General features: G+C 68.1%; 20 protein-coding genes and 2 tRNA genes. 18 read left to right on the forward strand and 4 right to left on the reverse strand.

Going from position 1 to position 22,583, the window contains the following annotated elements; translation table 11 throughout:
* The first annotated feature begins 38 nt into the window (after positions 1-38).
* Positions 39-992 carry a PE-PPE domain-containing protein gene (locus GR168_RS09670; protein WP_159370619.1) on the forward strand — a complete coding sequence of 318 codons (954 nt, stop codon included), beginning with the start codon at positions 39-41 and terminating at the stop codon, positions 990-992.
* Positions 993-1,022: 30 nt separating this feature from the next.
* On the opposite strand, the gene GR168_RS09675 is transcribed toward GR168_RS09670, so the two are convergent.
* Entirely contained in the window at positions 1,023-1,721 is a 699-nt protein-coding gene (locus GR168_RS09675) for a L,D-transpeptidase (protein ID WP_065629088.1), read from the reverse strand.
* Between the two features lie 307 nt (positions 1,722-2,028).
* Positions 2,029-2,214, reverse strand: coding sequence for a hypothetical protein (locus tag GR168_RS24240; RefSeq protein WP_058250048.1), 186 nt, complete (start codon positions 2,212-2,214; stop codon positions 2,029-2,031).
* Positions 2,215-2,353: 139 nt separating this feature from the next.
* Here GR168_RS24240 and GR168_RS09685 point away from each other — a divergent pair, with 139 nt between their 5' ends.
* A complete protein-coding gene (locus tag GR168_RS09685) occupies positions 2,354-2,524 on the forward strand; it encodes a hypothetical protein (protein ID WP_159370620.1) in 171 nt (56 codons plus the stop codon).
* 57 nt (positions 2,525-2,581) lie between these two features.
* On the opposite strand, the gene GR168_RS09690 is transcribed toward GR168_RS09685, so the two are convergent.
* Positions 2,582-2,655 (reverse strand) — tRNA-Gly (locus GR168_RS09690).
* Between the two features lie 233 nt (positions 2,656-2,888).
* Here GR168_RS09690 and GR168_RS09695 point away from each other — a divergent pair.
* From GR168_RS09695 to proB, 16 genes are all read left to right on the forward strand, one after another.
* A tRNA-Pro gene (locus GR168_RS09695) sits at positions 2,889-2,962 on the forward strand.
* A gap of 88 nt (positions 2,963-3,050) precedes the next feature.
* Positions 3,051-4,418 carry a trigger factor gene (tig, locus tag GR168_RS09700; protein ID WP_068972583.1) on the forward strand — a complete coding sequence of 456 codons (1,368 nt, stop codon included), beginning with the start codon at positions 3,051-3,053 and terminating at the stop codon, positions 4,416-4,418.
* Between the two features lie 279 nt (positions 4,419-4,697).
* Entirely contained in the window at positions 4,698-5,297 is a 600-nt protein-coding gene (locus tag GR168_RS09705) for an ATP-dependent Clp protease proteolytic subunit (RefSeq protein WP_078113597.1), read from the forward strand.
* 64 nt (positions 5,298-5,361) lie between these two features.
* Positions 5,362-6,057 carry an ATP-dependent Clp protease proteolytic subunit gene (locus GR168_RS09710; protein WP_058250292.1) on the forward strand — a complete coding sequence of 232 codons (696 nt, stop codon included), beginning with the start codon at positions 5,362-5,364 and terminating at the stop codon, positions 6,055-6,057.
* 209 nt (positions 6,058-6,266) lie between these two features.
* The gene (gene clpX / locus GR168_RS09715) at positions 6,267-7,547 is read left to right on the forward strand and encodes an ATP-dependent Clp protease ATP-binding subunit ClpX (RefSeq protein WP_058250051.1); all 1,281 of its coding nucleotides are present in this window, start codon (positions 6,267-6,269) and stop codon (positions 7,545-7,547) included.
* A gap of 105 nt (positions 7,548-7,652) precedes the next feature.
* Complete coding sequence (locus GR168_RS09720) at positions 7,653-8,297, forward strand: molybdenum cofactor guanylyltransferase (RefSeq protein WP_264186770.1); 645 nt, start codon at positions 7,653-7,655, stop codon at positions 8,295-8,297.
* Positions 8,298-8,392: 95 nt separating this feature from the next.
* Entirely contained in the window at positions 8,393-11,056 is a 2,664-nt protein-coding gene (locus GR168_RS09725) for a valine--tRNA ligase (protein WP_139104505.1), read from the forward strand.
* Positions 11,053-12,585, forward strand: coding sequence for a folylpolyglutamate synthase/dihydrofolate synthase family protein (locus tag GR168_RS09730; protein WP_068972581.1), 1,533 nt, complete (start codon positions 11,053-11,055; stop codon positions 12,583-12,585). The genes GR168_RS09725 and GR168_RS09730 overlap by 4 nt, the downstream gene beginning before the upstream one ends.
* Positions 12,582-12,971, forward strand: coding sequence for a DUF4233 domain-containing protein (locus tag GR168_RS09735; RefSeq protein ID WP_058250055.1), 390 nt, complete (start codon positions 12,582-12,584; stop codon positions 12,969-12,971). The genes GR168_RS09730 and GR168_RS09735 overlap by 4 nt, the downstream gene beginning before the upstream one ends.
* A gap of 225 nt (positions 12,972-13,196) precedes the next feature.
* Positions 13,197-13,649: a hypothetical protein gene (locus tag GR168_RS09740; protein WP_159370621.1), complete on the forward strand. Its 453-nt coding sequence runs from the start codon at positions 13,197-13,199 to the stop codon at positions 13,647-13,649.
* A gap of 38 nt (positions 13,650-13,687) precedes the next feature.
* Positions 13,688-14,104 carry a nucleoside-diphosphate kinase gene (gene ndk / locus GR168_RS09745; protein WP_058250057.1) on the forward strand — a complete coding sequence of 139 codons (417 nt, stop codon included), beginning with the start codon at positions 13,688-13,690 and terminating at the stop codon, positions 14,102-14,104.
* Between the two features lie 428 nt (positions 14,105-14,532).
* Positions 14,533-18,060, forward strand: a complete 3,528-nt coding sequence (locus tag GR168_RS09750; protein WP_159370622.1) for a translation initiation factor IF-2 N-terminal domain-containing protein — start codon at positions 14,533-14,535, stop codon at positions 18,058-18,060.
* 282 nt (positions 18,061-18,342) lie between these two features.
* Positions 18,343-18,654, forward strand: coding sequence for a 50S ribosomal protein L21 (gene rplU / locus GR168_RS09755; protein WP_004019625.1), 312 nt, complete (start codon positions 18,343-18,345; stop codon positions 18,652-18,654).
* Between the two features lie 38 nt (positions 18,655-18,692).
* Positions 18,693-18,956 carry a 50S ribosomal protein L27 gene (gene rpmA / locus GR168_RS09760; protein WP_004019626.1) on the forward strand — a complete coding sequence of 88 codons (264 nt, stop codon included), beginning with the start codon at positions 18,693-18,695 and terminating at the stop codon, positions 18,954-18,956.
* A gap of 95 nt (positions 18,957-19,051) precedes the next feature.
* Positions 19,052-20,521 carry a GTPase ObgE gene (obgE, locus tag GR168_RS09765; protein ID WP_078112230.1) on the forward strand — a complete coding sequence of 490 codons (1,470 nt, stop codon included), beginning with the start codon at positions 19,052-19,054 and terminating at the stop codon, positions 20,519-20,521.
* Entirely contained in the window at positions 20,518-21,669 is a 1,152-nt protein-coding gene (gene proB, locus GR168_RS09770; protein WP_159370623.1) for a glutamate 5-kinase, read from the forward strand. The genes obgE and proB overlap by 4 nt, the downstream gene beginning before the upstream one ends.
* 7 nt (positions 21,670-21,676) lie before the next feature.
* Here the strand turns inward: proB and GR168_RS09775 are convergent, their stop codons facing one another.
* A complete protein-coding gene (locus GR168_RS09775) occupies positions 21,677-22,555 on the reverse strand; it encodes a Sir2 family NAD-dependent protein deacetylase (protein ID WP_159370624.1) in 879 nt (292 codons plus the stop codon).
* Between the last annotated feature and the right edge of the window lie 28 nt (positions 22,556-22,583).

The following is a 22,583-nucleotide window of genomic DNA, read 5'->3' on the forward strand; positions in this document are numbered from 1 at the left end:
AGCGCTCCTGCGGGCGGTTCACACATCCGGGACCCACCATGGGTGAGGTGCAGCATGTCAAAACCCCGCCACGGCCCGGCGGGACACCGCCGATCACTGTCTTCGTGGTCGGCGGGACGGGGGAGTCGTATCCCGGTGACCCACGGACCGAGGTGTCCGGGCTCCTCACCGGAGTGGCCGACGAACTCGATGACCGCTTCGACTGTCGGTGGATCGGATACCCCGCGAGCTATGGTCCCGCCCCGCGTCCGGGCGGGATGAGTTTCGTCGAGAGCGTCGGGATCGGTGCGGGCCGACTGCGGGCGGCCATCCGCGCCACGGCAGGACCGGTCGCGCTGGTGGGTTACTCGCAGGGGGCCGTGGTCATCCGATCCGCGGTCGCCGATCTGGCGACCGGAGATGCCGAGAGTGCGTCCGACCTGGACCGGGTGCTCGGTGTCGGGCTGGTCGCCGACCCGCACCAGCCGCCGGGCGTGGTGCCCGGTTGCGACGGGTGGGGAGTCGCCGGCCCGGGAGCGGATCTACCGACCGGGCTGCCCGTGTACTGGGTGGGCGCGTCCCAGGATGTGATCTGCAACGCCGACGCGGACTCGCTTGTCCGCGACGTCGCCGACCTCACCGGCTCGATGACGCTGGCCGGGCTCGGCCGATGGGGGAGGAGTGCGTGGGATGTGTTGCGCGCCAACGACTTGCAGAACGCACGGCGGACGTCGGTCCGGCCGGCGCAGTGGCGGCGCGACCCCGGGCGGATGCTGGCGGCGTGGCGTGAGGTCAGGTGCTACCTCCCGTCGCGCATCCGGGTGGGTGGTGTGTGGCTGACCAACGCCGTGGGTGGCCGGCACACGTCGTATCGGAGCGACCCCTATCGGCGGACCTCGGTCACCGATCCGGCGTCCACCGGTTGTCAGGTCATCGCCCAGTGGCTTCAGGTCCAGGCGACGTTCGCCGACCAGGCCGCCACCTGGTCACACGACAGAGGGCCGGTCACCTGACGGTGACCGGCCCTCGTAGTCTGCTCGAGACTAGGTGTTCTGATACTTCCCACCGATGGTGTTGCGCACCACGATCGGGGTGTTGCGGGGAACGTTGTCGTAGACCCACTTGGCGTGATCGTTGGTGACGTTGATGCAGCCGTGGCTCACGTTGCTGCGACCCTGCTGATTGACCGACCAGGGGGCGCCGTGGATGAAGATGCCGTCCCACGACATCCGGGTCGCGTACTCGACGTAGGTGCGGTAGCCCTCGGCGGAGTCGACCGGGACGCCGTACGTGGACGAGTCCATGTACATGTCGCGGTACTTCTCCTTGGTGTAGTACACGCCGTTCGAGGTGGGGTTCTTGTCCGAACCCATCGAGATCGGCATCGTCCGGACGACCTTGCCGTTGTGCCACCAGGTGATGGTGTGGGTGTTGTCGTCGGCCAGGGCGATGTAACCGGTCTCGGTCTTGACGTTCGGGATGACCGGCCCGGCCGGCTTCTCCTCGGTCGTCGACGGCGGCGGCTGCGGAGCTTCGGGGGTGGTCGGCGCCGGCGGGGTCGGCAGACCGGGGACCGCGGGGATCTCGACCGGCGGCAGGCCGGGGATCACGGTGACCGGGACGGCGTTGGCGACGCCGGGAAGTGCGAGGGTCATGGCCAGGACGCCGAAGACGACAGCCGCGAGTCGTCGAGCCGAACGGCGGCGCGAGGCGCGCGGGGTCGGCAGGTGAGAGTTCAACACAGGTCGTACCTTCGGTTCGATGGTTCGTTCGCGCATCGGCCTGAGCGCGGAACCATCGTTACACAACCGTTGCCTTGGGTCCAAGGAGCGGGTCACGCCGAATGACGCCGCCATCGCGAACCCTCAGTACGACGTGGCAAAACCCGAGGTAGCGTCGTTGTCGACACCGCGTGTGACGGTCGTCACATTCGAGGTCGCGCATACGCAGCGGGTTCCGGCGTGGACTCATTGTGGCCGCTGGACCCTCGTATGCAACAGGATCGTTTGTCCCACTGGGGACTGCTCGTTCGGGGCGCCGTGTTCCCGCTCAGGCGGGTTGTGGATGTTCGGTGCGAAGGTGTTGCGCAGGTTGCGAACACGCCTCGTCCCGGCAGACGAGCATCACGTCGACGCGACCGATGCCGGCCTCGGACTCGGTCACGTCTCGGCGGACGTACAGGGGTGCGCCGCAGGATCCGCACCGGCGTTGGGTTTTCGTGTGGCTGGAGGACATGGGTCAACGGTACGCCAGGTGTGGCGTGGATCACAGGACGAGTCCGGACCGGCGGGATGTGGTCCGGTTGGGTGACTTGGGCGGGGGTCTGTGACATCGCCGACCCGAATCGCATGTGGTTCGCAGACAGCGGAGGAACGTGAGGGAAACGCCAGGCCAGTTCGCGCCCTGCCCACCACCGATCGTCTCGACCGGCCCCGGCGATTCGTCGGCACCCGGGCACCCGGAGGAGGAGGCGACTCCCGAGATCGTCTACGAGTACGCGCCCCTGCCGTTGCCGTGGAACAAGCCGTCGGAGCCGCCCAACTAGGCGCACGGAGTAGCCCGGACCGACGAAAAAGGCTCGGAGATAGTGTCTCCGAGCCGGTGGAGCGGGTGACGGGAATCGAACCCGCGTAGCTAGTTTGGAAGACTAGGGCTCTACCATTGAGCTACACCCGCGTTGCTCGCGGTGACCGTCGAGATCCCGGCGTCGCGTGCGATGAGTGACTGTACCGGCAGCGGCGCCGGAACCGAAATCGGGGTGGATGCGACGAGGTGGCATCCGACGGACGACCATCGGTTCCGGCGTCGCCGCGGCACCCGTGCGCGGGCCCGGCCGCGGTGGCACGTACTATCTCTTGTTGGCCCTGATGCGCGGTCGCCCTCCGGGGTTCCCTCGCGTGTTCGGACCCCGGGATGTGGCGCAGCTTGGTAGCGCATCCGCTTTGGGAGCGGAGGGTCGCAGGTTCAAATCCTGTCATCCCGACTTGATCGATGTGGCCCGACCGGTCACCCGGTGCACGGCCCGCGAACGACCGAACTTCCACCACCGTAGATATAAGGAGTATTCAGGCGTGAAGAGCACTGTCGAGCAACTCACCCCGACCCGGGTCAAGCTCAACGTCGAGGTCCCGTTCGAGGAGCTGTCGGCAGACTTCGACCGGGCCTACCGGTCGTTGGCCCAGCAGATCCGGATCCCCGGATTCCGTCCGGGCAAGGCGCCCGCGAAGCTGATCGAGGCCCGTGTCGGCCGCGATTCGATTCTCGCGCAGGTCGTGAACGACGCCATCCCGGCCAAGTACTCCGAGGCCGTCGCCGAGACCGAGACCAAGGCCATCGGCCAGCCCGAGATCGACCTGTCCGAGCTGAAGTACGGCGAGTCGGTCACCTTCACGGCCGAGGTCGACGTCCGTCCCGAGATCACCCTGCCCGACTACTCGACCCTGTCGGTCGAGGTCGACGCGATCGAGGTCGACGAGGCGGCGGTCGACGAGCAGCTCGAAGGCCTGCGCGCCCGCTTCGGCACCCTCAAGGGCGTCGAGCGCGGCGTGGAGAACGGCGACTTCGTGTCGATCGACCTGGCCGCGACCGTCGACGGCGAGGCCGTCGAGGAGGCCACCACGGAGGGGCTGTCCCATGAGGTCGGCTCCGGCCAGCTCATCGACGGACTCGACGAGGCGCTCATCGGCCTGAAGGCCGGCGAGGACAAAGAGTTCACGACCAAGCTCGTCGCCGGCGATCACGCGGGCGAGGAGGCCCTCGTGAAGGTGACCGTGCAGTCGGTCAAGGAGCGCGAGCTGCCCGAGGTCGACGATGAGTTCGCCCAGATGGCCAGCGAGTTCGACACCGTCGAGGAGCTGCGCGCCAGCCTCGCCGAGCGGGTCGAGCAGTCCGCGAAGCTGGAGCAGGCCAACAAGATCCGCGACGCGGTGCTCGACAAGCTCCTCGAGACCGTCGAGATCCCGCTGCCGGAGAAGGTCGTCGACGAAGAGGTCGAGGGTCAGCAGCACCAGGTCATCCACGCGCTCGGACACGACGACGAGCAGGTCGCCAAATTCCTCGAGGCGCAGGGTAAGACCCGCGAGGAGTGGGATGCCGAGTCCCGTGCTGAGGCGGAGAAGTCGGTCAAGCAGCAGCTGCTGCTCGACGCGATCGCCGATCAGCAGGACACCGAGGTCAGCCAGGACGAGCTGACCCAGCAGATCATCTTCACCGCCCAGCGCTACGGCATGCAGCCGCAGGAGTTCATCCAGCAGCTGACGCAGGCCAACCAGGTCGGTGCGGTCTACGCCGACGTCCGGCGCGGCAAGTCGCTGGCGAGCATCGTCGGCGACGTGACCGTCACCGACACCAAGGGCGCCACCGTCGACACCGCCGAGTACTTCGGCGGCAATGACGACGCCGACGAGTCCGCTGCGGACGAGTCCGACTCCGACAACTGATCGGGCTCCCGCGGTCCAGCACAGCCCGCACGTTTCCTCCGCGATCGCCGGTCCTCGAAGTACGAGGGCCGGCGATCGCCGTCGGTCCACCATCACGCACGGGCCGTTCACGGTGCCGAAGGCCGTTCTGCTCTCAGCGAAGAGGCGTGTCCTCGGGAGTGTCCGCGGGTGTCGATTGGTTAGTGTCGGTGAGGACGTCATCAGAGAAGCATTCGATGTGCGTGCGCGTCACCCGCGGGTGACGCGCAGGTCATGACAACAAGGCAAAGGTAGGAACCCGTGAGTGAGCCGACCATCCACACACCCACGATGAGTTCGGGTGTGGCTGGGTTGAACCTGACCGATTCGGTGTTCGAGCGTCTGCTGCGCGAGCGCATCATCTTCCTGGGCACCCAGGTCGACGACGACATCGCGAACCGGCTGTGCGCGCAGATCCTGCTGCTCTCGGCCGAGGACCCGCAGAAGGACATCCACCTCTACATCAATTCGCCCGGTGGGTCGGTGACCGCCGGAATGGCGATCTTCGACACCATGCAGCTCGCGGAATGCGACGTCGCGACGTACGCGATGGGTATGGCGGCGTCGATGGGGCAGTTCCTGCTCGCCGCCGGCGCCAAGGGCAAGCGACATGCACTGCCGCACGCGCGCATCATGATGCATCAGCCGTCCGCCGGCATCGGTGGTACCGCGGCCGACATCGCCATCCAGGCAGAGCAATTCGCGCTCACCAAGAAGGAGATGAACCGGCTCAACGCCGAGTTCAGCGGTCAGCCGCTCGAGAAGATCGAGGCCGACGCCGACCGCGACAAGTGGTTCACCGCGGAAGAGGCCAAGGAGTACGGCTTCGTCGACAAGGTGATCGCGCGCCCGGGTCGGTGAGACCCCGGTCCGACGACCGCTCCCGTACCCACCGCCGAGCCACCTCTACCCAATGGAGCAACAGATGACCAACTCCCTTTCCTTCGACGGCATGCCCGCCGAGGTCGCCGCCGGCATCCCCGCGTCGGCCCTGGCGCTGAAGAACATCGAAGCGCGGTACATCCTGCCGTCGTTCATCGAGCACACCCCGAACGGCCAGCGACAGTACGACCCGTACGCGAAGCTGTTCGAAGAGCGGATCGTGTTCGTCGGCACGCCGATCGACCAGGTCGTGTCCAACGACGTCATGGCGCAGCTGCTCGTCCTCGAATCGCAGGACCCCGACCGCGACATCACCATGTACATCAACTCGCCCGGTGGCAGCGTGCCCGACATGCTCGCCATTTACGACACGATGCAGTACGTGCACTGTGACATCGTGACCGTCTGCCTCGGTGAGGCGGCCTCGGCGGCGGCGATCCTTCTCGCCGGCGGAACCCCGGGCAAGCGTGCGGCGTTGCCGAACGCTACGGTCCTGATCCACCAGCCGCGCACCGGCGGCGCCTACCAGGGTCAGGTCTCCGACCTCGAGATCCAGGCCGCCGAGATCGAGCGCATCCGCGATCGCCTCGACGAGATCCTGGCCAGCCACACCGGTCAGGACAAGGAGAAGATCCGCAAGGACACCGACCGCGACAACATCCTGACCGCGGCCGCGGCCAAGGAGTACGGCATCGTCGACGAGGTCTTCGAGTACCGCAAGAAGTCGATGAAGAAGTAGTCCTGGCCAAGAAGTAGTTGTGGCAGTGCAGAAGTCCCGGTGATTTTCTGCCGCGACATTTGGCCTTATCGGTCGAAGTTCGAGCGACACGCGGGTACCGTCGGGTTACTGGGCATTCGAGTGTCGATCAAATGACCCATGCCCGGCTGCGTGCGACGCGACGGACCAGACACGACAGTCCGGCAACGAGGAAGTAGGTACAGCGCGAGATGGCACGAATCGGAGACGGCGGCGACCTGCTCAAGTGCTCTTTTTGCGGCAAGAGCCAGAAGCAGGTGAAGAAGCTCATCGCCGGCCCCGGCGTGTACATCTGCGATGAGTGCATCGACCTGTGCAACGAGATCATCGAAGAGGAACTGGCCGAGAACGGCGACGTCAAGCTCGACGAGCTGCCGAAGCCGACCGAGATCCGTGACTTCCTCGAGAAGTACGTCATCGGCCAGGACACGGCGAAGCGGACGCTCGCGGTGGCGGTCTACAACCACTACAAGCGCATCCAGGCGGGCGAGAAGAAGGACGCCCGGACGGGTGAGACCGTCGAGCTGATGAAGTCGAACATCCTGATGCTCGGCCCCACCGGATGCGGCAAGACGTACCTGGCGCAGACCCTGGCGAAGATGCTCAACGTGCCGTTCGCGATCGCCGACGCAACCGCGCTGACCGAGGCCGGATATGTCGGCGAGGACGTCGAGAACATCCTGCTCAAGCTGATCCAGGCCGCCGACTACGACGTCAAGCGTGCCGAGACCGGCATCATCTACATCGACGAGGTCGACAAGATCGCCCGCAAGAGCGAGAACCCGTCGATCACGCGCGATGTGTCCGGTGAGGGAGTCCAGCAGGCGCTGCTGAAGATCCTCGAGGGCACGCAGGCGTCGGTGCCGCCGCAGGGTGGACGCAAGCATCCGCATCAGGAGTTCATCCAGATCGACACGACGAACGTGCTGTTCATCGTGGCCGGCGCGTTCGCCGGTCTGGAGAAGATCGTGTCCGAGCGGATCGGCAAGCGCGGTCTCGGCTTCGGCAACGAAGTGGCGAGCAAGGACGAGGTGGACACCTCGGATCAGTTCGCCGACGTCATGCCGGAGGACCTGATCAAGTTCGGCCTGATCCCGGAGTTCATCGGCCGTCTGCCGGTCGTCGCGTCGGTGACGAACCTGGACAAGGACTCGCTGGTGAGCATCCTGTCGGAGCCGAAGAACGCGCTGGTGAAGCAGTACACCCGGCTGTTCGACATGGACAATGTCGAGCTGGAGTTCACCAAGGACGCCCTCGAGGCGGTCGCCGATCAGGCAATTCACCGCGGCACCGGTGCCCGCGGCCTGCGGGCCATCATGGAAGAGGTCCTGCTGCCGGTGATGTACGACATCCCGAGCCGCGACGACGTCGAGAAGGTCGTCGTGACCGGGGAGACAGTCCGCGACAACGTCCTCCCGACCATCGTGCCCCGCAAGGCCTCCAGCGACGAGCGTCGCGACAAGAGCGCCTGACGCGCACGACTGACGACGAGAAAGCCCCGCCCGGGTAGACCCGGGCGGGGCTTTCTCTTGTCCATCTCGCCCCGCGGCGGTGCCGCATCGAGCACACTGAGCGATGTGACTCAACACGGATCGGATACCTCGGTGCTCGCCGGCCTGGTGCTGGCGGGTGGACGTTCGCGACGGATGGGCAGCGACAAGGCCGCGCTCGACTGGGACGGTGAACCCATGCTCGCGCGAGTGGTGCGGGTGGTGTCCCAGCGCTGCGATCCGGTGCTGGTCGTCGCGGGCGAGACGTCTGCGGCATTCCGCGGCGTCGACGACATCCGCGACCGGGCGGCGCCGGGGATCGATTCGTCGAAGGTGCACTGGGTGACCGACGAACAGGAGGGGACGGGTCCGCTCGGCGGGCTCGTCGCGGGCCTGTCCGCGGCGGCTGCCGCGGGTGCCGAGTTCGCGTTCGTCTGTGCCACGGACATGCCGCTGATCGCGCCGGAACTGATCGACGAGCTGAGGCTGGGGCTGACCGACTCGACGCAGGCGGTCATCGCCCACGACGCCCAGCGGGATCATCCGATGGCGGGGATCTACCGCACGGATGCCGCGGCGATGATCGCGGATGTCGTCGCCGGCGGCGAACGGCGCATGCTGGGCGCGATCGAGGCGCTCAACACCCATCGGGTGGGGATCTCCGATCCGGACTGGCTGGTCAACGTCAACGCGCCTGAGGACCTGCACAGATTGCGCGTCTCCGCGGGTTAGCACGAAGCGCTCGGGCGCGGACGGGTCCCGGGCGAGGTCCGGCCCGGCGAAAACATAGAATAGCGGCCGTGACATCACCCGACCAGACATCCGCGTTGCCCGAGACAGCGTCGCCCCGGACTGCCGTACCCGAGACCGGGTTGCCGAAGTCCTGGGACCCCGCTGAGCACGAGGCGTCGCTCTACCAGGGCTGGGTGGACGCCGGGTACTTCACCGCGGACGCGGCGAGTGACAAGCCGCCGTTCTCCATCGTGATCCCGCCGCCGAATGTCAATGGCTCGCTGCACATGGGCCACGCCTACGAGCACGTCCTGATGGACGCGCTCTCGCGTCGTCGTCGGATGCAGGGCTACGAGGTGCTGTGGCTCCCCGGCATGGACCACGCGGCGATCGCGATGCAGACGATGGTCGAGCGAAAACTCGCCACCGAGGGCAAGACGCGCGACGACCTCGGCCGGGAAGCGTTCATCGACCGCGTGTGGGCCGAGAAGGCCGAGATCAGCGGCAACATCGGCGAGCAGATGCGCCGGCTCGGCGACAGTGTCGACTGGTCGCGCGAACGCTTCACGATGGACGAGGGTCTGTCGCGCGCGGTGCACACCGTCTTCAAGAAGATGTTCGACGACGGGCTGATCTATCAGGCCGAGCGCCTCGTCAACTGGTCGCCGGTCCTCAAGACCGCCGTCAGCGACATCGAGGTGAGTTACGCCGACGTCGAGGGCGAGCTCGTCAGCTTCCGCTACGGGTCACTCGACGACACCGAGCCTCACATCGTCGTCGCGACGACCCGACTCGAGACGATGCTCGGCGACACCGCGATCGCGGTGCACCCCGACGACGAACGGTATGCCCACCTGGTCGGCACCGCACTGCCGCACCCCTTTGTCGACCGGATGATCCCGATCGTCGCCGATGATTACGTCGACCCCGAATTCGGCAGCGGCGCAGTCAAGATCACGCCGGCACACGACCCCAACGACTTCGCGCTCGGGCAGCGACACAACTTGCCGATGCCGACGATCATGGACGAATCGGCCCGGATCGCCGACACCGGAACCGAATTCGACGGCATGGACCGCTTCGAGGCGCGTGTCAAGGTGCGCGAGGCGCTGGCCGAACAGGGCCGGATCGTGAAAGAGGTGCGTCCGTACCTGCACAGCGTCGGGCATTCGGAGCGCACCGGCGAGCCGATCGAACCGCGCCTGTCGATGCAGTGGTGGGTGGCGGTCTCCACGCTGGCCGCGGCGGCCGGCGACGCGGTGCGGGACGGGTCCACGGTGATCCACCCGAAGTCGATGGAGCCGCGCTGGTTCAGCTGGGTCGACGACATGCACGACTGGTGTATCTCGCGTCAGCTGTGGTGGGGTCACCGCATCCCGATCTGGTACGGACCCGACGGCGAGGTGGTGTGCGTCGGACCCGACGAGCAGGCCCCCGAGGGTTACGTCCAGGAGACCGACGTCCTCGACACCTGGTTCTCCTCCGGGCTGTGGCCGTTCTCCACGATGGGCTGGCCCGATCAGACCGCGGATCTCGAGAAGTTCTATCCCACCTCGGTTCTCGTCACCGGGTACGACATCCTGTTCTTCTGGGTGGCCCGCATGATGATGTTCGGCACCTATGTGGGCAAGGATCTGGGTCCGGGCAACGAGATCCCGTTCCACAACCTGTTCCTGCACGGCCTGGTGCGCGACGAGCACGGCCGCAAGATGTCGAAGTCGAAGGGCAACGGCATCGACCCGCTCGACTGGGTGGAGCGCTTCGGGGCCGACGCCCTGCGCTTCACGCTCGCCCGCGGTGCCAACCCCGGTTCGGACATCTCGGTCGGCGAGGACCACGCCCAGTCGTCGCGCAACTTCGCCACCAAGCTCTACAACGCCACCAAGTTCGCGTTGATGAACGGCGCGAAGGTCGGCGAGCTCCCCGACGCCGAGACGCTGACCGACGCCGACCGGTGGATCCTCGGCCGGCTCGACGAGGTGCTCGCCGAGATCGACGCCGGGTTCGAGTCCTACGAGTTCTCGAAGGCATGCGAGGCGCTCTACCACTTCGCGTGGGACGAGGTCTGCGACTGGTACCTCGAACTCGCGAAGGTGCAGTTCGCCGAGAACGACGAGAAGCGTTCGGAAGCAACGTCGCTCGTGCTGGGCGCGGTCCTAGAGCCGTTGCTGCGCGCGCTGTCGCCGGTGATGCCGTTCGTCACCGAGGTGCTGTGGAAGGCGCTCACCGGGGGTGAATCGCTCGTGGTCGCCCCCTGGCCGACCACTTCCGGACGCGATTGGTCGTCGGATTCGGCCGCCCGCGTGGACGATCTGCAGCGACTGATCACCGAGGTGCGGCGTTTCCGCAGCGATCAGGGTCTCCGTCCGGGCCAGCGCGTCGCCGTGCAGTTCGACGGACTCGGCGAAGCCGGGCTCGAACACCTGCTGCCGTACGTGACCTCCCTCGCGCGCCTGGACCCGGCCGGTCCCGACTTCGGCGCGACCGCGACCATCGAGGTCCGCCTGAGCGTGGCCACCGTGGTCGTCGCGATCGACACCTCGGGCACCGTCGACGTCGAAGCCGAACGCAAGCGGCTCGCCAAGGACCTGGCGGTGGCCGAGAAGGAACTGTCGACGACCTCGGCGAAACTGGGCAACGAACAGTTCCTGTCCAAGGCGCCCGACCACGTGGTCGCCAAGATCCGGGACCGTCAGCGGATCGCGACCGAAGAGGTCGAACGGTTGAACGCGAAGCTGGCGAGTCTGGCCGGCGCGTGAGCGACGACACCGGTTTCCCCGAAGAGGATCCAGCCGTCCTGGGAATGGATGCGGCAGGCGACCCCCTGGGTCTCTCGGCGATCCTGGGGGAGGACGAACCCGATCCGGATGCCGAGCCGGCGCGGCTGCGCGTCACTGACAGCGCCGACGATCTCGCCGAACTCGCCGAGGTCGAGGCCGAGCTCGACACCCGGTGGCCCGAGACCAAGATCGAGCCGTCGCTGACCCGCATCGCGACGCTCATGGATCTGCTCGGATCCCCCCAGCACGGATACCCCGCGATCCACATCGCCGGGACGAACGGCAAGACGTCGGTCACCAGGATGGTCGACGCGTTGCTGTCCGCGCTGCACCGGCGCACGGGCCGGATCACGAGTCCGCACCTGCAGCGCGTCACCGAGCGGATCTCGGTCGACGGCAAGCCGATTCCGGCACGCACCTACATCGACACCTATCGGGAACTCGAGCCGTACATCACCATGGTCGACGATTCGTCGACAGCGGCGGGTGGACCCCGGATGAGTAAGTTCGAGGTGCTGACCGCGATGGCGTATGCGGTCTTCGCCGAGGCGCCGGTGGACGTCGCCGTCGTCGAGACGGGCATGGGCGGTCGATGGGACGCGACCAACGTCATCGACGGCACGGTCTCGGTCATCACACCGATCGCGATGGACCACGCGGACTATCTCGGCGACACCCTGACCGCCATCGCGGGGGAGAAGGCCGGCATCATCAAGCCCGCCGAACCCGATGCGGCCGGCACCGTCGATCCCGTCACGGTGATCGCCGAACAGAGCCCCGAGGTGATGGACGTCCTGCTGCGCGCGGCCGTCGATGCGGGCACCATCGTCGCCCGCCAGGGATCGGAGTTCGCGGTCCTCGACTCGGTCATCGCCGTCGGTGGGCAGATGCTCACCATCCAGGGCCTCGGCGGTGTCTACGACGAGATCTTCGTGCCGCTGCACGGTGCACATCAGGCGGCCAACGCGGCGCTGGCGCTCGCGGCGGTGGAGGCGTTCTTCGGTGCGGGCGCCGATCGTCAGCTCGACATCGACGCGGTGCGTACGGGTTTCGCGTCCGTCGCCAACCCCGGACGGCTCGAGCGACTGCGCAGCGCCCCGACGGTGTTCGCCGACGCGGCGCACAATCCCCACGGAGCCGCGGCGCTGGCGCAGGCGCTGGCCGAGGAGTTCGACTTCCGTCGACTCGTCGGCGTCATCGGCGTGCTGGGTGACAAGGACGCCCGCGGAGTCCTCGAAGCCCTCGAGCCGGTGCTCGACGCGGTCGTCGTCACCGACAACGGGTCGCCACGGGCCCTGGAGCCCGAGACGCTCGCGGAGTACGCGCGGGAGGTGTTCGGCGAGGACCGCGTGGTCGTCAAACCCTTCCTGCCCGACGCCGTCGAGGAGGCCATCGCACTGGCCGAGGAAGCCGACGGCGAACGCGTGTCCGGTGCGGGCGTGGTCATCACCGGGTCCGTCGTGACCGCCGGTGCCGCGCGAACACTCTTCGGTAAGGAACCCTCATGACCCGGTACACCCCACCCACGAACGATCCGTGGAAGGGGCTCCGCGGCGTGATGGCCGGCACGATGATCCTGGAGGTCATCGTCGTGATCCTGGCGTTCCCGATCGTGTGGCGCCTCGGCGACGGGCTGACCTGGTTGTCCGGCGGATACCTCACGCTCGTCGTCATCGCGATGATCCTGGCCGCCGGGATGCAGGGTCGGCCGTACGCGATCAACCTCGATCTGGGCCTGCAGGTCGTGCTGATCATCGGGGGGCTCTTCCACTGGTCGATCGCGGTGGTGGGAGTCGTCTTCGGGTCGGTCTGGCTGTACATCCGCTACATCAAGGCCGACGTCGAGAAGCGGGTCGAACGCGGGATGCTGCCCGGCCAGGAGCCGATCGAGTAATCGGTCCGGCGGCCACGGCCGTCTCGCCGCCGGCTGTCCGACCAGCGGTGTTTTCGTTGCTCAGGGCGGGGTTTGGTGGCCGCAAGACCTGTGGCCGGACCGTTATCGCCGAACCCGGGCGGCCAGGTGGGCTTGCTGTAACAATGGCCCATGCCGCGGGGGCCGACAAGTCGATCCTCGCAGCTTGTCGAACCCCTTCTCGAGACACCCGATGTGAGGACATACGTGCAGTTCCAGCTCTTCCGGACCACCTCCGTCCGAACCCGACGCCCCGTGCTCCCCGTTGTCGTCCTCGCGGGCGCGGCGCTCGCACTGACCGTCCCGGCCACGGCGGCGGCCGAACCGGAGCGGGACCAGGCACCGATCGGGATCGTGAACTTCATACCCGCAGCGGACGCACCCGTTCCAGTCGGGCCGGGGGAGTACAGCTATGTCGCCACCCACGAGATCACCCAGCGTGCCGCGACCATGAAGGCGCCCGAGGCCATCGCCAGCCTCCCGGTGCCCGCCCAGTACCGGCCCGCGAATCTCGGTCTGGCGCAACAGTTCGATCTCGCGCTCGCCGGCGCGCTCGCCTCGCCCGGCGGCTGTGTGCAGGTGGTCGTCGATCCGCGCTCGCGCACCGGCAGCCTTTTCGACTACGGCTTCTTCCCGGTCGCCGGTGAGTACTGCTCCTGACCGGTACGTGACCGTAGCCGGTCGATAGGGTGTCAGTCGTGACTGAACGCACTCTCGTACTCATCAAGCCGGACGGCGTCGAACGCAACCTCGTCGGCGACATCATCAGCCGTATCGAGCGCAAGGGCTTGACCCTGGTGGCTCTCGAACTCAAGACCGCGAGCGACGAGGTCGCTCGCGGGCACTACGCCGAGCACGAGGGCAAGCCGTTCCACCCCTCGCTGCTCGAGTTCATCACGTCCGGTCCGCTGGTCGCGGCCGTTCTCGAGGGGCCCCGCGCGGTGGCGGCGTTTCGCCAGATCGCCGGCGGTACCGACCCGGTCGAGAAGGCCGTGCCCGGAACGATCCGTGCCGACTTCGCGCTCGACACCCAGTACAACCTGGTCCACGGGTCCGATTCGCCCGAATCGGCGCAGCGCGAGATCGCACTCTGGTTCCCCGGACTCGAGGGCTGAACGCGAGCGCCTCGGCTCGACGCGCAACGTCAAACGCTCATCCTTTGCGGTCATCCGACCGCGGTGTGGGATACTTGCACAGTTATCGCCGACACACTTTGTCGACGACGACCGGATGACGCGCCCCGATACCGGCGCGTCGCGGTGCGGCACTGACGCACCGCGACGCCACGGAACCGCAGCTGACCCCACCGAGTTCGCCCTGCTGCCAGCGGGCGAACACTCAGGTTCCGCCTGTGCCCGGTGGCGTGGAAAGCGATCAGGGACGCGGTCATCGACACAGCAAGAGCGTCGTCGGACGATCCGTGAGACGGACCGCCGCGACGACGCGCAGACCACACAACACCGGTCCGACGAGGACCGGGACACAGAGCAGACCCTCGCGTGGCCGCGTCAGCCCGACGCGCCCGGGGGTTCGAGGAGACTGAGTGACCGACAACGGGTCGCCGGCTGACGCGAACGCAGCGTCGGAATCGGCGGAAGAATTTCCCAGCAAACTTCGTGTGCACGCCCTGGCTCGCTTCCTGGGCCTGACGAGTCGACAGGTACTGGCTCACCTGGCGAATCTCGGCGTGCAGACCCGGAGCCCGCAGTCCAGCGTCGATCGTGACCTGGCGAAAGCCGTGGCCGAACGGGTGCGTTCCGGCGTCGACGAGACCGGCGAGACACCTCCGCAAGCCGTCCCGGCCGGCGACGCGGCTCTGCCTGACGCCGCTGCCGACACGACCCCGGCCGAGGCCCCTGCCGACACCCCGCCGACGGACACCGCACAGGCCGAGGCCGCATCCGTCGAAACAGCGCCGACCGAGGCGGTGTCCGCCGAAGCGGCGCCCGCCGACGACGCACCGACGGCCGACGTCGCATCGACCGAGGATGCTGCACCGACCACCGCCGACGACTCGCCCGCGGCACCGGCCGCGGCCGAGGCCCCGACGTTGTTCTCGGCCGCCCAGTACGACGCACCGGTGCCGGCCCCGGCCGCGGAGACCGACGCCTCGACCGGCGCGCAGCCGCTGTTCCTGCAGCCTCAGGCCCCGGCCGACAAGCCCCGCGCCGCCCGCTCGGGTCGTGCGAAGACCCGCGCTGAGACGGGCGCGAAGGACGAGTCGGCGGACACCCCGGCAGACGAGTCCGTCGCTGCCGAGACCGCGACCTCGACATCGGCGGACGCGCCCGCCCGTTCGGACAGGTCGAGGGCCGATGATTCGACCACAGCTGACCGGGACGCCGACGTCTCGAGCCCGGACGACTCCGGCGCCGAGGACGCCGACGATTCCAGCACCGATGATTTCAGCACCGATGATTTCAACGCTGATGATTCCGGGTCGGGTCGGAGTCGCCGGCGTCGACGCGGGCGTCGTGGACGCGGGCGCGGTAGGGGAGACCAGGGGGGCGACTCTGATTCGGACACGGATGAGTCCGACGCCGAGGCGTCCGATGCCGACGAGTCGACCGGTGACGGGGCAACCGATGCCGACACGGACTCGGAGGACACCACGTCCGACGAGTCGGCCGAGGACTCGCGCTCGGAGGAGGGCCGTCCGTCGGGCAAACGCACCCGCCGCCGCAGCCGTCGTTCGGGTGCGGACAATGCGGAGGACTCCGAGGCGTCCGGCGCCGCGGGCGACCGCGCCGACGAGTCCGGCGACGATGCCGACACGGCCGACGCCGAGGATGCATCCGATGACGACGACTCCGGTGATTCCTCGTCGACTCGCCGCCGCCGTCGCCGGCGCCGTCGCAAAGGTGGCGGCGAACCCGATGAGGCGTCTCCCGACGATCCGCCGAACACGGTGGTGCACGAGCGCGAGCCGCGCAGCAAGCGGGCACGCGACGAGGTGCAGGGCATCTCGGGGTCGACCCGACTCGAAGCCAAGCGTCAGCGCCGGCGCGACGGGCGCGATGCCGGCCGGCGTCGTCCGCCGATCCTGACCGAGTCGGAGTTCCTGGCGCGCCGTGAGGCGGTCGACCGCGTCATGGTCGTCCGAGAGCGCAGCGCGAACAGCCGCATCTCCGGCAACGACGGGCACGAACACGCCGCGGTCGAGGACTACACGCAGGTCGCGGTCCTCGAGGACGGTGTCCTCGTCGAGCACTTCGTGACGACCGCGACGTCGTCGTCGATGGTCGGCAACATCTACCTCGGACGCGTCCAGAACGTCCTTCCGGGTATGGAAGCCGCGTTCGTCGACATCGGTCGCGGACGCAACGGCGTGCTCTACGCCGGTGAGGTCAACTGGGACGCTGCCGGACTCGACGGCGGTTCGCGCAAGATCGAGCAGGCGCTCAAGCCCGGCGACAACGTGCTCGTCCAGGTCAGCAAGGACCCGGTGGGTCACAAGGGCGCCCGTCTGACCACGCAGATCTCCCTCGCCGGCCGCTACCTGGTGTACGTGCCCGGCGGTTCGTCGACCGGGATCAGCCGCAAGCTGCCCGACGTCGAGCGCAAACGTCTCAAGCAGATCCTGGCGAAGCTCGTCCCCGACGAGGCCGGGGTCATCATCCGCACCGCGTCGGAGGGCGTCAGCGCCGAGGAACTCGGTGCCGACATCGCCCGCCTCGAGTCGCAGTGGAAGTCCATCGACGAGGCGGTGACCCAGGCCAAGAAGGGCGGGTCGTCGAGCCCGAAGCCGCTGTACGAGGAGCCCGACCTCCTGGTGCGCGTCGTCCGTGACCTGTTCAACGAGGACTTCAAGAAGCTCGTCGTCGAAGGTGACAAGGCCTGGAACCTGGTCGAGGGTTACGTCAGCTCGGTGGCCTCGGATCTCATGGAGCGGGTCGAGAAATTCGACAAGCCGCACGCCGACGCGCCGGATTCGTTCGTCGTGCACCGCATCGACGAGCAGCTCGCGAAGGCGCTCGACCGCAAGGTGTGGCTGCCCTCCGGCGGCACGCTGATCATCGAGCACACCGAGGCGATGACCGTCGTCGACGTCAACACCGGCAAGTTCACCGGCTCGGGTGGCAACCTCGAGGAGACGGTGACGCGCAACAACCTCGAAGCCGCCGAGGAGATCGTGCGGCAGATGCGGTTGCGCGACATCGGCGGGATGATCATCGTCGACTTCATCGACATGGTGCTCGAGTCGAACCGGGATCTGGTGCTCCGCAGGCTCACCGAGGCGCTCGCTCGTGATCGCACCCGTCACCAGGTGTCCGAGGTGACCTCGCTGGGCCTCGTCCAGATGACACGTAAACGTCTGGGAACCGGTCTGCTGGAAGCGTTCTCGACCACCTGCACCGCCTGCAGCGGTCGAGGCATCATCGTGCACGCGAATCCCGTCGAGGTGAAGACCGACGACTCTTCGCGTGGCGACGGTGCCGGCTCGAAGCGGCCCCGTCGAGGCAAGAAGAAGGCCGACGCGCAACCGGAGGCAGTCGCCCCGGCCGTCGCGCCCGCTCACAAGCCGGCCGAGCACCCGATGTTCCGGGCGATGGCGGCGCACGCGCACGACGACGAACACGGCGAGGAGTCCGGCGCGACCACCGACGGTGACACCACGAGTCGGGTCGAGGATGCGCCGAAACCCGTCGTCGAGGGTTCGTCGCCGCAGCAGACGGCCGACAGCCGGGTGGACACCGCTGTTACCGAGCCGACCGAGACCCTGCCGTATCCGGTGGCGACGGAACCGGCTGAGATGGATTCGGCTGGGACGGAATCGGCTGAATCCGAGCCTGCGGGGGTCGAGACGGTGCCCGAGCCGGCCGGTTCGGCCACCGACGGACAGGCCCCGGCGGCCGCACGGCGTCGTCGGCGGGTCGTCCGTCGTCCGGCGCAGACGACCACTCCGCCCGACACCGTGGTGATGACCGCGGCGGATGTCGTGGCGGAGACGCCGGTGACGACCTCGGGTCCGGTCTCCGCCGCTAACTCGGAGGCGGCGGTCGCGGTACGGCGCCGGCCGCGCAAGCGCAGCGCGGGCCGTCCCGCGGGACCGCCACCGGCCGACGACTGACCCGGGTGACCGGGCCGCGCCGGACCCGGGTCGGGCGAGTTTGACCCGACCGCCGACGTTCCCGTAACCTTGGAAAGTCGCCTCCCGCGGAGGGTCTGCGCTGTTCTGCCCGCTTCGGCACAGCAACGGTGCGTAGTCCGTCGGCAGGCCCTCTGGTGCGAACCGCAGCTTCCCCGGCCACATGCTGGGTGCCCTGTGGCCCGCCCCGGCACGCACAACACAAACGCCCAAGGAGCGCTCGCGCCCCCAGGGTCCGAGTAGACGAGTAAGAGGAATACTTCGATGGCAACGTACGCGATCGTCAAGACCGGCGGTAAGCAGTACAAGGTCGCTGAAGGCGACACTGTGAAGGTCGAGAAGATCGACGGAGAGATCGGCAGCACGGTGAGCCTGCCGGTCGCGTTGGTCGTCGACGGGTCGAACCTGACCACCGATGCCGACAAGCTGGCCAAGATCTCGGTCACCGGCGAGGTCGTCGACCACGTCAAGGGCCCCAAGATCCGCATCCACAAGTTCAAGAACAAGACCGGCTACCACAAGCGCCAGGGTCACCGTCAGAAGCTGACGGTCCTCAAGGTCACCGGCATCAAGTAGTTCGACCCGCTTCGAGAAGACCTCAGGAGGACTGACACATGGCACACAAGAAGGGCGCGTCCAGCTCGCGCAACGGTCGCGATTCCAACGCCCAGCGACTCGGCGTGAAGCGCTTCGGCGGCCAGCAGGTGAGCGCGGGCGAGATCCTGGTCCGCCAGCGCGGCACCAAGTTCCATCCCGGCGTCAACGTCGGTCGCGGTGGCGACGACACCCTGTTCGCGCTCGCCGCGGGCGCGGTGGAGTTCGGCTCCAAGCGTGGCCGCAAGACGGTCAACATCGTCCCGGAAACCGCTTCGGTCTGACCTGAGCAACCGGCACGACAAGCTCTTACACAGGGCGGGCAGGGTCATCGCGTACCCCGCCCGCCCTGTTCTTTTTTGACGGAAGAAGGATTTCGATGTCTCGGTTCGTCGACCGCGTGACCATCCACGTCGCCGCGGGGAACGGCGGCCACGGCTGCGCGTCGGTCCATCGCGAGAAGTTCAAGCCTCTCGGCGGACCCGACGGCGGAAACGGCGGCAACGGCGGGTCCGTGCGGCTCGTCGTCGACCCCCAGGTGCACACGCTCCTCGACTTCCACTTCCACCCGCACGCGAAGGCCTCGAACGGCAAGCCCGGGGCCGGCGACAACCGCGACGGCGCCACCGGCGGCGACCTCGTCCTCAAGGTTCCCGACGGCACGGTCGTCCTCGACGAGCGCGGCACGATCCTCGCCGATCTGGTCGGCGAGGGGACGGTCTTCGAGGCCGCGCAGGGGGGCCGCGGCGGGCTGGGGAACGCGGCGCTCGCGTCGAAGGCGCGCAAGGCCCCCGGCTTCGCCCTGCTGGGCGAAGAGGGGCAGCAGCGTTCGCTAGTTCTGGAACTCAAGTCGGTCGCCGACGTCGGGCTCGTCGGTTTCCCGTCGGCCGGCAAGTCGTCGCTGGTGTCGGTGCTCTCGGCCGCCAAGCCGAAGATCGCGGACTACCCGTTCACCACGCTGGTCCCGAACCTCGGGGTCGTGCAGACCGCGGGCGACGTGTTCACCATCGCCGACGTCCCCGGTCTGATCCCGGGCGCCTCGACCGGCCGCGGGCTCGGACTCGAGTTCCTCCGCCACCTCGAGCGCTGCGCGGTGCTCGCGCATGTCGTCGACTGCGCCACACTGGAACCCGGGCGCGACCCGATCTCCGACATCGATGCGCTCGAAGCCGAGCTGGCCGCGTACGTCCCGGCACTCGACGACGACCACGGACTCGGCGACCTCGCCTCCCGCCCCCGCGTGGTGATCCTCAACAAGCTGGACGTACCCGACGCCGCCGAGCTCGCCGACCTCGTCGAACCCGAACTGGCCGAACGTGGTTGGCCCGTATTCCGGATCTCGGCGGTCGCCCACGAAGGTCTGCGCGAGCTCACCTTCGCACTGGCGCGGATGGTGCGCGAATACCGAGATGCCCAGCCCGCCAAGGTCGCCCGGCGCGCGATCATCCGCCCCAAGGCCGTCGACGACACCGGATTCACGATCGAGACCGACCCGGACAACGAGGGCGGCTTCATCGTCCGCGGTTCCCGCCCGGAGCGGTGGATCGCGCAGACGCAGTTCGACAACGACGAGGCCGTCGGTTACCTCGCCGATCGGCTCAACCGGCTCGGCGTCGAAGACGAACTGGTGAAGCGCGGTGCACAGCCTGGCGCGCCCGTCACCATCGGTGCGGTCACGTTCGACTGGGAACCGTCTACGCCGATGGGCGACGACGTCCCGATCACCGGGCGCGGCACCGACATCCGGCTCGATCGCTCCGATCGCGTCGGCGCCGCCGAACGCAAACAGGCTCGTCGTCTGCGGCGCGGGCTGCCGGACGAGGACGGCGGGGAGCGGGACCTCCCGTGAGCACCGGTTCCGCCGACCGCGTTCACGAGGGGTCGGTACGCGACCGGATCGCGCACGCGCGCAGCGTGGTCGTGAAGATCGGGTCGTCGGCACTCACCGACCTCACCGAGGGACTCGACCGCAACCGCCTCGACGCACTGGCCGACGCCCTCGAGGCCCGGATGCGGGCCGGGTCGGATGTGATCGTCGTGTCCTCGGGGGCCATCGGGGCCGGGATCGCCCCGCTCGGACTCAAGAAGCGGCCCACGGATCTCGCCACCAAGCAGGCGGCGGCAAGCGTCGGACAGCTCGCCCTCGCGCATGCGTGGGGTACGTCGTTCGCGCGCTACGGCCGCACGGTGGGGCAGGTACTGCTCACCGCCGACGACATCTCCAACCGCGGTCACCACGCGAATGCCCAACGGACACTTGACCGTCTGCGTTCACTCGGCGCCGTGGCGGTGGTGAACGAGAACGACACCGTGGCCACCAACGAGATCCGTTTCGGGGACAACGACCGGCTGGCCGCGCTCGTCGCCCACCTGTCGGGTGCCGATGCGCTCATCCTGCTCTCCGACGTCGACGGCCTCTACGACGGTGATCCGCGCCGGGTCGACGTCGACGGCCGTCGCGCCCGGTTGATTCCCGAGGTCAACGGCCCTGAGGATCTCGACGGGGTGATCGCCGGCTCCGGCGGCGCGCTGGGTACGGGTGGCATGGCCTCCAAGCTGGCCGCGGCCCGCTTGTCGGCCGATGCCGGCGTGCCCGTACTGCTGGCGGCCGCCTCCTCGGCGGCGCAGGCGCTGGCCGACGCCTCGGTGGGCACGGTGTTCGCCGCGCGGCCCGAGCGGCTGTCCGCGCGTCGGTTCTGGGTGCGTCACGCCGCCGACGCGCGGGGTCGGATCGTGCTCGACGACGGCGCCGTGGACGCGGTGTCGCGCAAGCGGCGTTCACTGCTCGCCGCGGGGATCGTCGGGGTCACCGGCAGGTTCTACGAGGGCGACGTCGTCGAACTCGTCGACCAGTACGACACGGTGCGGGCCAGGGGAGTCGCGGCCTACGGCGTCGACGACATCGCGTCGATGGTCGGCCGCTCCACCGGCGATCTTCCGCCCGAACTACAGCGCCCGGTGGTGCACGCCGACGATCTGGTGGTCGTGGGCCGCTGACCAGAGGTCAGAACGTCGCCAGCGCCGGGAGCACGAACCCGGCCTCGTGATCGATCTTCAGGGTCGCGATCTCGTCGGCACGGGTGACCCCGCGGTTCACGATGATCAGCGGCTTGCCGGCGCGGTGCGCGCGCCGCGCGAATCGCAGGCCGGACATGACGGTGAGCGACGACCCGACGACCATCAGTGCGTCGGCCTCGTCGACCACTGAATATGCCTCGTCCACAACGTCTTTCGTGACCGTCTCGCCGAAGTAGACGATGTCGGGCTTCAGGATGCCGCCGCAGTTCGGGCAGTCGATCATCACGAAGTCGGACGTGTCGGACAGGGTGGCGTCGGCGTCCGGGGCGACCTCGATGGCACCGCGGCCGTTGACCCGGCGCGCGAACTCGGTGTTGATCTCCTCGAGCTGCTCGGCGAGCCGGTGACGGGAGATACGCCAGTCGCAGTTCAGGCAGCGGACACGGCCGTAGCATCCGTGGAGTTCGATGACCCCGCGGGTGCCGGCCTTGGTGTGCAGCATGTCGACGTTCTGGGTGAGCACCCGCGACATCCATCCGCGCTGCTGGAGTTCGGTGAGCGCCAGGTGGGCTCGGTTGGGGACCGCGGCGTCCATGTGCCGCCAGCCGAGGTGGTTGCGCGCCCAGTAGTGGCGTCGGAAGTCCGCCGACGAGAGGAACATCTCGAGGGTCATCGGCGTCCGCGGCGGCGAGCCGGGACTTCGGTAGTCGGGGATGCCGGAGTCAGTGGAGATGCCGGCGCCGGTCAGAACCGCGAAACGGCGTCCGGCGAGGATGTCGGCGGCCAGCGCGATCCGATCCGCGACGTCATCGTCGAGGGGCGTGTGTTCGGCCGGGGCGGAGCCGAGCTGGAGACGAGTACGCACCCTGCCCAGGATAGGCAGGGTGCGTACT

The sequence above is a fragment of the Gordonia sp. JH63 genome (assembly GCF_009856645.1).
Lineage (GTDB): Bacteria > Actinomycetota > Actinomycetes > Mycobacteriales > Mycobacteriaceae > Gordonia > Gordonia hongkongensis.